The 12,483-nt window shown below is 60.3% G+C and carries 11 protein-coding genes; 8 read left to right on the top strand and 3 right to left on the bottom strand.

Going from position 1 to position 12,483, the window contains the following annotated elements; translation table 11 throughout:
- Positions 1-24: 24 nt before the first annotated feature.
- Genes WH299_RS08100 through WH299_RS08090 form a run of 3 tightly spaced genes read right to left on the bottom strand, consistent with a single transcriptional unit; the run spans position 25 to position 2,490 of the window.
- Positions 25-792 (bottom strand): TerB family tellurite resistance protein, encoded by a 768-nt coding sequence (locus WH299_RS08100; RefSeq protein WP_028618157.1) that lies wholly within the window; start codon positions 790-792, stop codon positions 25-27.
- A 1-nt stretch (position 793) separates the two neighbouring features.
- Positions 794-1,468 carry an N-acetylmuramate alpha-1-phosphate uridylyltransferase MurU gene (murU, locus tag WH299_RS08095; protein WP_339550004.1) on the bottom strand — a complete coding sequence of 225 codons (675 nt, stop codon included), beginning with the start codon at positions 1,466-1,468 and terminating at the stop codon, positions 794-796.
- Positions 1,465-2,490 (bottom strand): aminoglycoside phosphotransferase family protein, encoded by a 1,026-nt coding sequence (locus WH299_RS08090; RefSeq protein ID WP_339550003.1) that lies wholly within the window; start codon positions 2,488-2,490, stop codon positions 1,465-1,467. The genes murU and WH299_RS08090 overlap by 4 nt, the downstream gene beginning before the upstream one ends.
- 130 nt (positions 2,491-2,620) lie before the next feature.
- Between WH299_RS08090 and WH299_RS08085 the strand changes: the two genes are divergently transcribed.
- From WH299_RS08085 to WH299_RS08050, 8 genes are all read left to right on the top strand, one after another.
- The gene (locus WH299_RS08085; RefSeq protein WP_123475080.1) at positions 2,621-5,434 is read left to right on the top strand and encodes an LPS-assembly protein LptD; all 2,814 of its coding nucleotides are present in this window, start codon (positions 2,621-2,623) and stop codon (positions 5,432-5,434) included.
- Positions 5,409-6,746: a peptidylprolyl isomerase gene (locus WH299_RS08080; protein WP_016977878.1), complete on the top strand. Its 1,338-nt coding sequence runs from the start codon at positions 5,409-5,411 to the stop codon at positions 6,744-6,746. Before WH299_RS08085 ends, WH299_RS08080 begins: the two co-directional genes overlap by 26 nt.
- Complete coding sequence (pdxA, locus tag WH299_RS08075; RefSeq protein WP_339550002.1) at positions 6,743-7,732, top strand: 4-hydroxythreonine-4-phosphate dehydrogenase PdxA; 990 nt, start codon at positions 6,743-6,745, stop codon at positions 7,730-7,732. Before WH299_RS08080 ends, pdxA begins: the two co-directional genes overlap by 4 nt.
- A complete protein-coding gene (rsmA, locus tag WH299_RS08070) occupies positions 7,729-8,541 on the top strand; it encodes a 16S rRNA (adenine(1518)-N(6)/adenine(1519)-N(6))-dimethyltransferase RsmA (RefSeq protein WP_016977876.1) in 813 nt (270 codons plus the stop codon). The genes pdxA and rsmA overlap by 4 nt, the downstream gene beginning before the upstream one ends.
- Before the next feature lie 97 nt (positions 8,542-8,638).
- Complete coding sequence (apaG, locus tag WH299_RS08065) at positions 8,639-9,019, top strand: Co2+/Mg2+ efflux protein ApaG (protein ID WP_068936224.1); 381 nt, start codon at positions 8,639-8,641, stop codon at positions 9,017-9,019.
- On the top strand, positions 9,019-9,870 hold the full coding sequence (locus WH299_RS08060; protein ID WP_339550000.1) for a symmetrical bis(5'-nucleosyl)-tetraphosphatase: 852 nt from the start codon (positions 9,019-9,021) through the stop codon (positions 9,868-9,870). The genes apaG and WH299_RS08060 overlap by 1 nt, the downstream gene beginning before the upstream one ends.
- A 9-nt stretch (positions 9,871-9,879) precedes the next feature.
- A complete protein-coding gene (gene glpE / locus WH299_RS08055) occupies positions 9,880-10,209 on the top strand; it encodes a thiosulfate sulfurtransferase GlpE (protein ID WP_339549999.1) in 330 nt (109 codons plus the stop codon).
- 285 nt (positions 10,210-10,494) lie between these two features.
- Positions 10,495-12,417 (top strand): PrkA family serine protein kinase, encoded by a 1,923-nt coding sequence (locus tag WH299_RS08050; RefSeq protein ID WP_016977873.1) that lies wholly within the window; start codon positions 10,495-10,497, stop codon positions 12,415-12,417.
- The last annotated feature ends 66 nt before the right edge of the window (positions 12,418-12,483 follow it).

Raw genomic sequence — 12,483 nt, 5'->3', positions numbered from 1 at the left:
GTTATCAACGTGAAGGAGTGAAAGCTAACGAAAATCCCGCCGCTCGCGAATCAATGTATAGGCATTGTGCAATTCGCGAGTGCGCTCGGTAGCCTCACGCACTTGCGCGGGGCTCGCGCCGGTGCCGGCGATCTTGTCCGGGTGATGGCGGCTGAGCAGGCGGCGATAGGCCCGCTTGATCACCGATGGCTCGGTAGTGGCAGTCACCCCCAACAAGCGCAGCGCGTCCTGATAGGTAGCACCGCGACTGACCAGCGGCTTGCGCTCCGGTGTGTAGTCGGCCGCCAGTGCCTGCAACTGTTGCGGCGTCCAACCAAGCCACTTGCCCCACAGGTCGATCAGGTCACGCTCGGCGTCATCCGCCTTGCCGTCCGCCCAAACCATGCGCCAACAGGCGCGCAATACGCCTTCCGCCGCATGGGGTTGAGCCTTGAGCACGCGCAGATAACTGCGCACACGGTCGGAGCCGGACTTGCCGCGATTGAACGCCGCAATCGCGCGGCGCTGGGCCGAGTCGGTCATGTCGAGCGAGCGCATCTCCTGACGCGCCTGCTGGATATGCCCATCCACTACCCGGCCATTGCTCTTGGCCAAACGCCCCAGCAACACAAATAACAACTCGTCATTGCGCAACGCCGGTCGCCCGCCCAGGCGCTCGCGCAGCTGCGCCCAACTGTGCAATTGCAGGCGTCGGTCCAGCGCCTGCCCCAACAGTGCACCCAACATGGCCCCCGGAATACTGGCAATGGCAAAGCCAGCCCCGGCGCCGATCAGCGTCCCTGGCCACAGCATGTTACTGCCCCGCTGTCAGCAGGGTTTCGACCTGCGCCAAGCGCTCCAACGTGCCGACATCAATCCAGCGTCCCGCCATGTGCTCCCCCGTTACCAGACCTTTGGCCATCGCTGCCCGCAGCAGCGGCGCCAGCTTGAAGGCACCCGCGCTGCAACCCGCGAACAGCTTGGGGTCGAGCACTGAAATGCCACTGAAGGTCAGGTTATCGGCACCGGCCGCTGCATCATGAAGCAAACCTTGATCCAGGTAGAAATCACCGCCCGAAGGATGATGGGCCGGATTGTCGACCATCACCAGGTGGGCCAGGCCCTTGAGCGGCTGCTTGAGCTGGGTGAAGTCGTAGTCGGTCCAGATATCGCCATTGACCACCAGGAAGGGTTCATCCCCCAGCAACGGCAACGCCTGGAAAATCCCCCCGCCGGTTTCCAGCGGCTCGCCTTCGGGGGAGTAACGGATGCGCAAACCAAATTGCGCGCCATCCCCCAGGTAACTTTCGATCTGCTGGCCGAGCCACGCATGGTTGATCACGATATCGGTGAGGCCAGCCTTGGCCAGCGCCTCCAGGTGATACTCGATCAGGCGCTTGCCGCCGGCCTGCACCAGTGGCTTGGGCGTGTGCAAGGTCAGCGGGCGCATCCGCTCGCCCTTGCCGGCGGCCAGGATCATCGCCTTCATACGCTCGCCCCGGCGGATTGGCGCAGGCTGGCGAGCAACTCACCCAGCTCACTCAACTCCGGACGGTCCGCCAAGACCTCTTCTATATAAGCAAAGAAGCGTGGCACGTCGGCCAGGTAGCGTGGCTTGCCATCGCGATGGCAAATGCGCGCGAAGATGCCGATGACCTTGAGGTGACGCTGCACGCCCATCAGGTCGCTGGCACGCAGGAACTCTTCGAAATCCGCCTGCACCGGGATGTTCAGTTGCCCCGCACGCTCCCAATAGCCGCGCTGCCATTCCCGCACACGGGCCTTGGGCCAGCTGAGGAAGGCATCCTTGAACAGGCAGGTGATGTCATAGGTGACCGGCCCGTAGACCGCATCCTGGAAATCCAGCACGCCAGGGTTGGGCTCGCTGATCATCAAGTTGCGCGGCATATAGTCGCGATGCACCAACACTTTCGGCTGCGCCAGGGCGCTGTCGATCAGGTGATCACTGACACGCTGCCACAGCGCTTGCTGCTGCGTATCCAGTTCGATACCCAAGTGACGGCGCACGTACCACTCTGGAAACAATTCCAGCTCGCGGCGCAGCAAGGCAAGGTCATAGCTGGGCAACGGCGCATCCATTGGCAGTTGCTGGAAGGCCAGCAAGGCGTCGATGGCATCGGCGAACAATTGATCGGCGTTTTTGTCGTCAATCACGTCCAGATAGGTTTTTCTGCCCAGGTCATTGAGCAAAAGAAAGCCGCGCGGCAAATCTTCTGCGTAAATTTTTGGAACATTTATCCCTGACTTTGCCAGCAAATGTGCGATATCGACGAAAGGTTTGCAGTTTTCCTGGGGGGGTGGAGCGTCCATTACCACGAAGGTCCGGCCACCGCCTTCCCAACGGAAGTAGCGCCTGAAACTCGCGTCGCTGCTGGCCGCGGTCAATGTAGCCGGGGGTACGGCACCCCAGCCTTGAGCGTTGAAAAGGATCGGTAACTGCTCATCCAGCCAGACTTCCAGCTGTTGTAAACGTAGATCTTGCTCGGGCATTACAAGGGTCTCCGACGGCGCTAGCCGTCAAGCGGGGCATGCTTTATTATCACGCATCTTTTTCAGACCATCGAGAGGCGTGCGGCCCAAACCGCGGGCAGATGGCACGCAGGAAGCCCGGACTAATAAGATGGCATTGAAATCCCCCGCGTTTCGTAGAAAATTTCCGTTGCTGGTAACCGGCAGTCTGCTGGCCTTGCAACCCTTCGCCACCTCATTCGTGGTCGCCGCGGAACAGTATGACTGCTCAGTCTCTGCTTCGGGTGCCTGGGATTGCGCGCCGAAAACCGCCGCTGCCCCGCTACCACCGCGCCCGGTGCATGATGGCGCTGCCATCAGCTCCGCCAACAGCACGGCGCAGACCGATGCTGGCGGCAACGCCGAGGCCGAGCCCAAGACCGCACTGGTCACCGAATCCAAGGGCCGTGGCCTGCGCTCGCGCAGCGCCGATTACAGCCACCTGGACTGGGTACCACGCGAGAAGCTGACCGCAGCGCAACTGGCCGAAACCGGCCCGTACTGCGGCGGTGCGTACATCGAGCCGACTCGTCCTGGCATGAACGACAAGACGAACAAGAGCGATGCGCCCACCTTCATCGGTGCCAAGGCTTCGCGTTACGAGCAGGAACAACAAGTCGCGACCCTGGCCGGTGACGTCGTCATGCGCCAGGGCAGCATGCAGTTGGAATCTGAAGAAGCCAGCCTGTACCAGGCCGAGAACCGTGGCGAGCTGAACGGCAAGGTCCGTCTGCGCGACAACGGTGCACTGATCGTGGGCGACCATGCCGAAGTGCAACTCGATACCGGCGCGGCCCAGATCGACAACGCCGAATACGTGCTGCACAAATCGCGCATCCGCGGTAACGCGCTGTACGCCAAGCGTGCCGAAAACGCGATCATCCGTCTCAAGGACGGTACGTACACTACCTGCGAGCCAGACAGCAACGCCTGGCAGCTCAGGGGCAACAACATCACGTTGAACCCGGCCACCGGCTTCGGTACCGCCACCAACGCGACGTTGCGGGTCAAGAACATCCCGATCCTCTATACCCCTTACATCTATTTCCCGATCGACGACCGTCGTCAATCAGGCTTCCTGCCGCCAAGCTTCAGCACCGGCAGCGAAACCGGCTTCACCCTGGTGACGCCGTACTACTTCAACCTGGCGCCTAACTACGACGCCACGTTGTACCCGCAATACATGACCAAGCGCGGTTTGTTGATGGAAGGCGAATTCCGCTACCTCACCAAATCCAGCGAAGGCCAGTTCGGCGGTGCGTACCTGAACGACGACAACGACGAGCGCAAAAAACAGACCGACTACGAAAAAACCCGCTATATGCTCAATTGGCAGCATAAGGGCGGGCTGGATTCGCGTGTAGCGACCCAGGTGGATTACACCCGCATCAGCGATCCTTACTACTTCCAGGATCTGAAGTCGTTCCAGGAAGGCGTTGAAAGCCGGGATGCCCTCAATCAACAGGGTTCCGTGACCTACCGGGGCGACTCTTACCAGGCGCGCCTGAACCTCCAGGCTTACCAGCTAGCGACGATCTCCCAGATCACGCCGTATGACCGGTTGCCGCAGATCACCTTCAATGGTCAGCTGCCATACCATCCGGGAGGCTTGAACTTCAGCTACGAGACCGAAGCCGTGCGCTTTGAACGCAGCCTTGAAAATGGCACGTTCACCGATCAGGACGGATTTGTGTCGCCTCGCCTGGACACCTACGTCCGCGGCCTGACCCGTGCAAACGGTACACGCCTGAACGTGGCACCAGCCGTCGCCTACCCGATGAACTGGACCTACGGTTTTATCACGCCGAAGCTCAAGTACGTTTACACCAAGTACGATCTTGATCTGGATAGCACCGGCAAGAACCAGATCATTGCGAGTCAAAATGCGGCAGCCGCAGCCGGCACTCAATATGCCGGTGGCACCTTCAAAAGCTCGCAAGACCGCGCGGTGCCAATCGCCAGCGTCGACAGCGGCCTCTATTTCGACCGCAACACCAACTGGTTCGGCAAAGAGTATCGCCAGACTCTCGAGCCGCGCGCGTTCTACCTGTATGTGCCAGACAAGGACCAGAGCGACATCCCGGTCTTTGATACCAGCGAATACTCGTTCAGCTATGCCTCGTTGTTCCGCGACAACCGCTTCAGCGGCACTGACCGGATCGGCGACGAGAATAAACTTTCGCTGGGCGTGACCAGCCGCTGGATCGAAGAAAACGGCTTTGAACGTCAGCGTGTGTCCGTTGGCCAGGCGGTTTACTTCAAGGATCGTGAGGTTCAACTGCCGGGTATCCTGGCGGCTGACCGTGCCGATGCACAGTCCGACGTTTCGCCGGTTGCCCTGGACTACGAGTTCCGCTTCAACCGTGACTGGCGCGCCACTGCCGATTACAACTGGGACACCGAGGAACACAGCCCTCGTTCCGGCAGCGCGATGCTTCACTACCAGCCGGAAGACAACCCGAACAAAATCATCAACGTTGGTTATCGCTATCGTAATGACCAGGTCGTCTACAACCAACTGACCGGCAAATGGCAGTTTGGTGGCGACTACGGCACACCGGGCGCAGATAACTATGTGAAGGATTACTACAAAATCCAACAACACGACTTCTCGATGATGTGGCCGATCATTCCCCAGTGGAACCTGATCACCCGCTGGCAGTATGACTACGCTCGCAACCGTACCCTGGAAGCCTTCGGTGGTTTCGAGTACGACAACTGCTGCTGGAAACTGCGCGTCATCAACCGTTACTGGGTTTCCAACGACGAATACAGCCAGATCGCCCCGCTTAACGAAAAGGGTGACCACGGGCTCTTCTTCCAGATCGTCCTCAAAGGACTCGGCGGCCTGACCGGCGCCAAGGTAGAGAGCTTCCTCGACAAAGGCATTGAAGGTTATCGTGAACGTGAAGACCAAGCTTTCTGATTGTCTGCGCCCGCTAGTGCTGGGCGCACTGTTCCTGGGTACCGCATCGGCGCACGCTGCGGTTCAAGAACTGGATAAGGTAGTGGCCATCGTCGATAACGACGTGATCATGCAGAGCCAACTGGACCAGCGCGTCAAGGAAGTCCAGCAAACCATCGCCAAGCGTGGCGGTGGCGTGCCACCGACCAGCGTCCTGGACCAGCAGGTACTCGAGCGTTTGATCGTCGAGAACCTGCAACTGCAGATCGGCGATCGTTCCGGCATCCGTATTTCGGACGAAGAACTGAACCAGGCCGTGGGCACCATTGCCCAGCGCAACAACATGAGCATCGACCAGTTCCGTGCAGCCTTGGCCCACGACGGTTTGTCCTATGAGGACGCCCGTGACCAGATCCGCCGTGAAATGATCATCAGCCGTGTACGCCAGCGCCGTGTGGCCGAGCGGGTTCAGGTCTCCGAGCAGGAAGTGAAGAACTTCCTGGCGTCGGACCTGGGCAAGATGCAGCTTTCCGAGGAACTGCACCTGGCCAACATCCTGATCCCGACACCGGACAGCGCCAACTCCGAGCAGCTCAATGCAGCCGCCGCCAAGACCCAGGCTATCTATGATCGCTTGAAGGCGGGTGCCGACTTCGCCCAAATGGCGATCGCCCAGTCCGGCAGCGACAACGCACTGGAAGGCGGCGACATGGGCTGGCGTAAAGCGGCTCAATTGCCTCCTCCGTTCGACCGCGAGCTGAGCGCAATGGAAGTGGGTGGCATCACCCAACCTGCGCGCACACCGGGTGGTTTCATCATCCTGAAGCTCTTGGAAAAACGCGGCGGCGAAACATCGCTCAAGGATGAGGTACACGTTCGCCACATCCTGGTCAAACCTAGCGAAATCCGCACCGAAGCCCAAACCAAGGAACTGGCCCAGAAGATCTATGACCGCATCCAGAGCGGTGAAGACTTCGCTACCCTGGCCAAGAGCTTCTCGGAAGACCCGGGTTCTGCCCTCAATGGCGGCGACCTGAACTGGATCGATCCGAAAGCGCTGGTGCCGGAGTTCCAACAGGTGATGGCCGATACCCCGCAGGGTGTATTGTCCAAGCCGTTCAAGACCCAATATGGCTGGCATGTGCTGGAAGTCCTTGGCCGTCGCGCCACCGACAACACCAACCAAGCCCGCGAGCAACAAGCGCTGAACGTACTGCGTAACCGCAAATACGACGAAGAGCTGCAAACCTGGCTGCGTCAGATCCGCGACGAAGCCTATGTTGAGAACAAGCTGCCAGGCGCCCAGACAGGCACCGACCAGGCAGCTCAGTGAAACCCCAGCGTTTCGCGGTGACACCCGGCGAGCCGGCCGGCATTGGTCCTGACCTGTGCCTGCTGCTCGCCTCGCAACCCCAGCCACACCCCCTGATTGCCATTACCAGCCGCGACCTGCTCCTTGAGCGGGCCGCGCAGCTGGGTGTGGCCGTCATTCTGTTGGACGTGGCGCCCGGCAATTGGCCGGACCTGCCTGCCCCGGCAGGAAGCCTGTATGTGTGGGACACCCCGCTGCAGGCCAACGTGGTTGCCGGGCAACTGAACACAGCCAACGCAGCGTTCGTGCTGGAAACCCTCACTCGCGCCGGGCAAGGCTGCATCGATGGCGACTTCGCCGGCATGATCACCGCGCCCGTACACAAAGGCGTGATCAATGAATCCGGTATCGCTTTTTCCGGCCACACCGAGTTCCTCGCCGAGCTGACCCACACCGAACAAGTCGTCATGATGCTGGCCACGCGTGGCCTTCGGGTCGCCTTGGTGACCACGCACCTGCCGCTGCGCGAGATTGCCGATGCCATCACCGTCGAGCGGGTGGAACGCGTCACGCGCATCCTGCACGCCGACCTGCAACAGAAATTCGGCATCGCCCAACCGCGCATCCTGGTCTGCGGGCTCAACCCCCACGCCGGCGAAGGTGGTCACTTGGGCCATGAAGAAATCGACATCATCGAACCCACCCTGGAGCGTCTGCGCCAAGAAGGCATGGACCTGCGCGGCCCACTGCCTGCGGACACTCTGTTTACCCCCAAATATCTGGAGCACTGCGACGCAGTGCTGGCGATGTACCATGACCAGGGGCTGCCGGTGCTTAAATACAAAGGCTTCGGCGCCGCAGTCAACGTGACACTGGGCCTGCCGATCATCCGCACCTCCGTCGACCATGGCACTGCCCTGGACCTGGCGGGCAGCGGCAAGATCGATACCGGCAGCCTGCACGTGGCCCTGGAAACCGCCTATCAGATGGCCGAGACCCGTATATGACCGAGCATTACCAACACCGGGCGCGCAAGCGCTTCGGGCAAAACTTCCTGCACGACGCTGGCGTGATCGACCGCATCCTGCGCTCCATCCATGCCAAACCTGAAGACCGTCTGCTGGAAATCGGTCCGGGCCAGGGCGCGCTGACCCAAGGCCTGCTGGCCAGCGGCGGCCAACTGGACGTGGTGGAACTGGACAAGGACCTGATCCCGATCCTCAACCAGCAGTTCGCCGGCAAGCCCAACTTCAACCTGCATCAGGGTGATGCGCTGAAGTTCGACTTCAACACCCTCAATGCCGCGCCCAACAGCCTGCGTGTGGTGGGTAACCTGCCGTACAACATCTCCACGCCGCTGATTTTCCACCTGCTGAACAACGCCGGCATCATCCGCGACATGCACTTCATGCTGCAAAAGGAAGTAGTTGAACGTCTGGCCGCGGGTCCTGGCGGTGGTGATTGGGGCCGTCTGTCGATCATGGTTCAGTACCATTGCCGCGTCGAGCACCTGTTCAACGTGGGCCCTGGCGCGTTCAACCCGCCGCCTAAGGTCGACTCGGCCATCGTGCGCCTGGTGCCCCACGCCGTGTTGCCACACCCGGCCAAGGACCACAAGTTGCTGGAGCGCGTGGTGCGCGAGGCCTTCAACCAACGCCGCAAGACCCTGCGCAACACGCTCAAGGCGCTGCTGAGCAATGCCGAGATCGAAGCTGCCGGCGTCGATGGCGGCCTGCGTCCCGAGCAACTGGACCTCGCCGCGTTCGTGCGCCTGGCCGACCAGTTGGCGATCCAGCCTGCGCCAGCCGCAGACTGACAGCGCCGGGCTAGGCCAGACACATGTCTGGCCTAGTGCCCTCCTCTTGGCCTAGACTGACCCGCATCTGCTGTCCTCCGCTTTTAAGGCCTCTTGCATGTCCGATCCTCGCTACCAGATCGACGTCAGCGTCGTCACCCGCTTCCTGGCGGACCAATCCCAACCTGAACACAACCGCTTTGCCTTTGCCTACACCATCACGGTGAAAAACAACGGACTGGTGCCGGCCAAGCTGCTGTCGCGCCACTGGGTGATCACCGACGGTGACGGTCAGGTCGAAGAAGTTCGCGGTGCCGGCGTGGTGGGTCAGCAACCATTGATCGACAGCGGCGCCAGCCATACCTATAGCAGCGGCACGGTGATGACCTCCAAAGTCGGCACCATGCAAGGCTCGTATCAGATGAAAGCCACCGACGGCAAGTTGTTCGACGCCATCATCGCGCCCTTCCGCCTTGCCGTGCCGGGAGCCCTGCACTGATGGCGACGTACGCGGTCGGCGACCTGCAGGGCTGCCTCGAACCGCTCAAATGCCTGCTTGAACGCGTAGCCTTCAACCCAACCCACGATCGCCTGTGGCTGGTCGGCGATCTGGTCAATCGCGGCCCGAAATCCCTGGAAACGCTGCGCTATTTGTATAGCCTGCGCGACGCTCTAGTCTGCGTATTGGGTAATCACGACCTTCATCTGCTGGCCGCCGGCAATAACATCGAGCGTCTGAAAAAGGGCGATACCCTTCGGGAAATCCTCGAAGCGCCGGATCGCACCGAGCTGCTCGACTGGCTGCGCCGGCAGAAAGTCATGCATTACGACGAAGGCCGCAACATGGCCTTGGTCCATGCTGGCATCCCGCCGCAGTGGACACTGAAGAAAGCCCTCAAGTGCGCCGCCGAAGTCGAAAGCGCCCTGGCCGATGACAACCTGTACACCGCCTACCTCGACGGCATGTACGGCAACGAACCAGTAAAGTGGAACAACGACCTCACCGGCGTCACGCGCCTGCGGGTCATCACCAACTACTTCACGCGCATGCGTTTCTGTACCGCCGAGGGCAAGCTCGACCTCAAGAGCAAGGAAGGCGCTGAAACCGCGCTGCCGGGCTACAAGCCGTGGTTCGCTCACAAAGAGCGCAAGACCCGTGACACCAAGATCATTTTTGGCCATTGGGCGGCCCTTGAGGGCAAGTGCGATGAACCCGGCGTGTTCGCCCTCGACACCGGTTGCGTGTGGGGCGGCGCCATGACCCTGATGAACATCGACACCGGCGAGCGTTATAGCTGCCAGTGCGAATCCCCTCTTCCCGTTACACTGCCGGCTACTGCCAAGCCATAGGAGCCCGCCATGAGCGAATTCAAACGCATCCCCCCTGAACAAGCCCAGGCCCTGCGCGAGCAAGGCGCCGTGGTTGTCGACATTCGTGACCAGCCGACTTATGCGGCCGCCCACATCACCGGCGCCCGGCACCTGGACAACGTCAACATCGCCGATTTCATCCGCGCCGCCGACCTCGACGCGCCGGTGATCGTGGCCTGTTATCACGGCAACTCCAGTCAGAGCGCAGCGGCCTATCTGATCAGCCAGGGTTTCTCCGACGTCTATAGCCTGGACGGCGGCTTTGAACTGTGGCGTACGACTTATCCTGCGGAAATTTCTTCCGGCAATTCGCAATAATTTTTTTCACACCCCGCTACCCCGCGTGACGCTTGGGCTCGCGCCGTTTCTGACGAACGGCGCAGCCAAACTAATTGCGCATCGCGCCTTGACCTCTCTGATTCCGAACTATCCTTAAGCGCAGGCCATCCGAATCAGGGGAGAGCCGGTACACCGGCGTGCGGGTCATCGGTAGCGTTTCAGGGTGTTCTGGGGGGAAAACGGCCATTGGCGTCTGCCAATGTCTGCCAGCATCGACTGATTGATCCGGCGTCGGCTCCACGTATCGAGCGAGGTGACGACGTCATGAGTATATTCAGCCACTTCCAACAACGCTTCGCATCCACACAGCAGGAAGAACTCACGCTGCAAGAGTATCTCGAGCTGTGCAAACAGGATCGCAGCACCTACGCGTCTGCCGCCGAACGCCTGCTGCTGGCAATTGGCGAGCCAGAGCTGATAGACACCTCGAACAATTCGCGCCTGTCGCGAATATTCTCCAACAAGGTGATCCGCCGCTATCCGGCCTTTGAAGACTTCCACGGCATGGAAGAATGCATCGACCAGATCGTTTCCTACTTCCGCCATGCTGCCCAAGGTTTGGAGGAGAAGAAACAGATCCTCTATCTGCTTGGCCCCGTCGGCGGTGGTAAATCGTCCTTGGCCGAAAAACTCAAACAACTGATCGAAAAAGTGCCCTTCTACGCCATCAAGGGCTCACCGGTCTTCGAGTCGCCCCTGGGCCTGTTCAACGCCACGGAAGATGGCGCGATCCTCGAAGAAGACTTCGGCATCCCGCGCCGCTACCTCAACACCATCATGTCGCCCTGGGCCACCAAGCGCCTGGCCGAGTTCGGCGGTGACATCAGCCAGTTCCGCGTGGTCAAGCTCTACCCATCGATCCTCAACCAGATCGGCGTGGCCAAGACCGAGCCGGGCGACGAGAACAACCAGGACATCTCGGCGCTGGTGGGCAAGGTCGATATCCGCAAGCTTGAAGAATTCCCACAGAACGACGCTGACGCCTACAGCTACTCAGGCGCACTGTGCCGGGCCAACCAGGGCCTGATGGAGTTCGTGGAGATGTTCAAGGCACCGATCAAGGTGCTGCACCCATTGCTCACCGCGACCCAGGAAGGCAACTACAACAGCACCGAAGGCCTGGGCGCGATTCCGTTCACCGGGATCCTGCTGGCGCACTCCAACGAATCGGAGTGGCACACCTTCCGCAACAACAAGAACAACGAAGCCTTCATCGACCGGATCTATATCGTCAAGGTGCCGTACTGCCTGCGGGTCAGCGATGAAATCAAGATCTACGACAAGCTCCTGTTCAACAGCTCCCTGGCCAAGGCGCACTGCGCACCCGACACCCTGAAGATGCTCGCCCAGTTCACGGTGCTGTCGCGCCTCAAGGAGCCGGAAAACTCGAACATCTACTCGAAGATGCGCGTGTACGACGGCGAAAACCTCAAGGATACCGACCCCAAGGCCAAGTCGATCCAGGAATACCGCGACACCGCCGGTGTGGATGAGGGCATGAACGGTCTGTCGACACGTTTTGCGTTCAAGATACTGTCCAAGGTCTTCAACTTCGACCCCCACGAAATTGCGGCCAACCCGGTGCACTTGCTCTACGTGCTGGAACAGCAGATCGAACAGGAGCAATTTCAGGCCGAAACCCGCGAACGCTACCTGCGTTTCCTCAAGGAATACCTGGCGCCGCGCTACATCGAGTTCATCGGCAAGGAAATCCAGACTGCGTACCTGGAGTCCTACAGCGAATACGGTCAGAACATCTTCGACCGCTACGTGCTGTACGCCGACTTCTGGATCCAGGACCAGGAGTACCGCGACCCGGAAACCGGCGAAATCCTCAACCGCGTGGCCCTCAACGAGGAACTGGAAAAGATCGAAAAACCCGCCGGCATCAGCAACCCGAAAGATTTCCGCAACGAAATCGTCAACTTCGTGTTGCGCGCCCGCGCCAACAACAATGGCAAGAACCCAACCTGGCTCAGCTACGAGAAGCTGCGGGTGGTCATCGAGAAAAAAATGTTCTCCAACACCGAGGACCTGCTGCCGGTCATCAGCTTCAACGCCAAGGCCAGCAAGGAGGATCAGCAAAAACACAACGACTTCGTCACACGCATGGTCGAGCGCGGCTACACCGACAAACAGGTACGACTGCTCTCCGAGTGGTATCTGCGGGTTCGCAAATCGCAGTAAGGCAGCGACAGGCGTGAACTGCCGGGCCACTGGCCTGGCAGCTGACCGCTTGTCTCTAAGCTTCCA

It is taken from the genome of Pseudomonas sp. MYb541, from assembly GCF_037479595.1.
Taxonomy (GTDB): domain Bacteria; phylum Pseudomonadota; class Gammaproteobacteria; order Pseudomonadales; family Pseudomonadaceae; genus Aquipseudomonas; species Aquipseudomonas canadensis.
This window is presented reverse-complemented; position numbering and strand designations above follow the sequence as displayed.

Excerpts from the sequence above, each read along its gene's own strand:
- WH299_RS08100 (WP_028618157.1), bottom strand. The coding sequence starts at position 792 with ATGCTGTGGCCAGGGACGCTGATCGGCGCCGGGGCTGGCTTTGCCATT.
- murU (WP_339550004.1), bottom strand. The coding sequence starts at position 1,468 with ATGAAGGCGATGATCCTGGCCGCCGGCAAGGGCGAGCGGATGCGCCCG.
- WH299_RS08090 (WP_339550003.1), bottom strand. The coding sequence starts at position 2,490 with ATGCCCGAGCAAGATCTACGTTTACAACAGCTGGAAGTCTGGCTGGAT.
- WH299_RS08085 (WP_123475080.1), top strand. The coding sequence starts at position 2,621 with ATGGCATTGAAATCCCCCGCGTTTCGTAGAAAATTTCCGTTGCTGGTA.
- rsmA (WP_016977876.1), top strand. The coding sequence starts at position 7,729 with ATGACCGAGCATTACCAACACCGGGCGCGCAAGCGCTTCGGGCAAAAC.
- apaG (WP_068936224.1), top strand. The coding sequence starts at position 8,639 with ATGTCCGATCCTCGCTACCAGATCGACGTCAGCGTCGTCACCCGCTTC.
- WH299_RS08060 (WP_339550000.1), top strand. The coding sequence starts at position 9,019 with ATGGCGACGTACGCGGTCGGCGACCTGCAGGGCTGCCTCGAACCGCTC.
- glpE (WP_339549999.1), top strand. The coding sequence starts at position 9,880 with ATGAGCGAATTCAAACGCATCCCCCCTGAACAAGCCCAGGCCCTGCGC.
- WH299_RS08050 (WP_016977873.1), top strand. The coding sequence starts at position 10,495 with ATGAGTATATTCAGCCACTTCCAACAACGCTTCGCATCCACACAGCAG.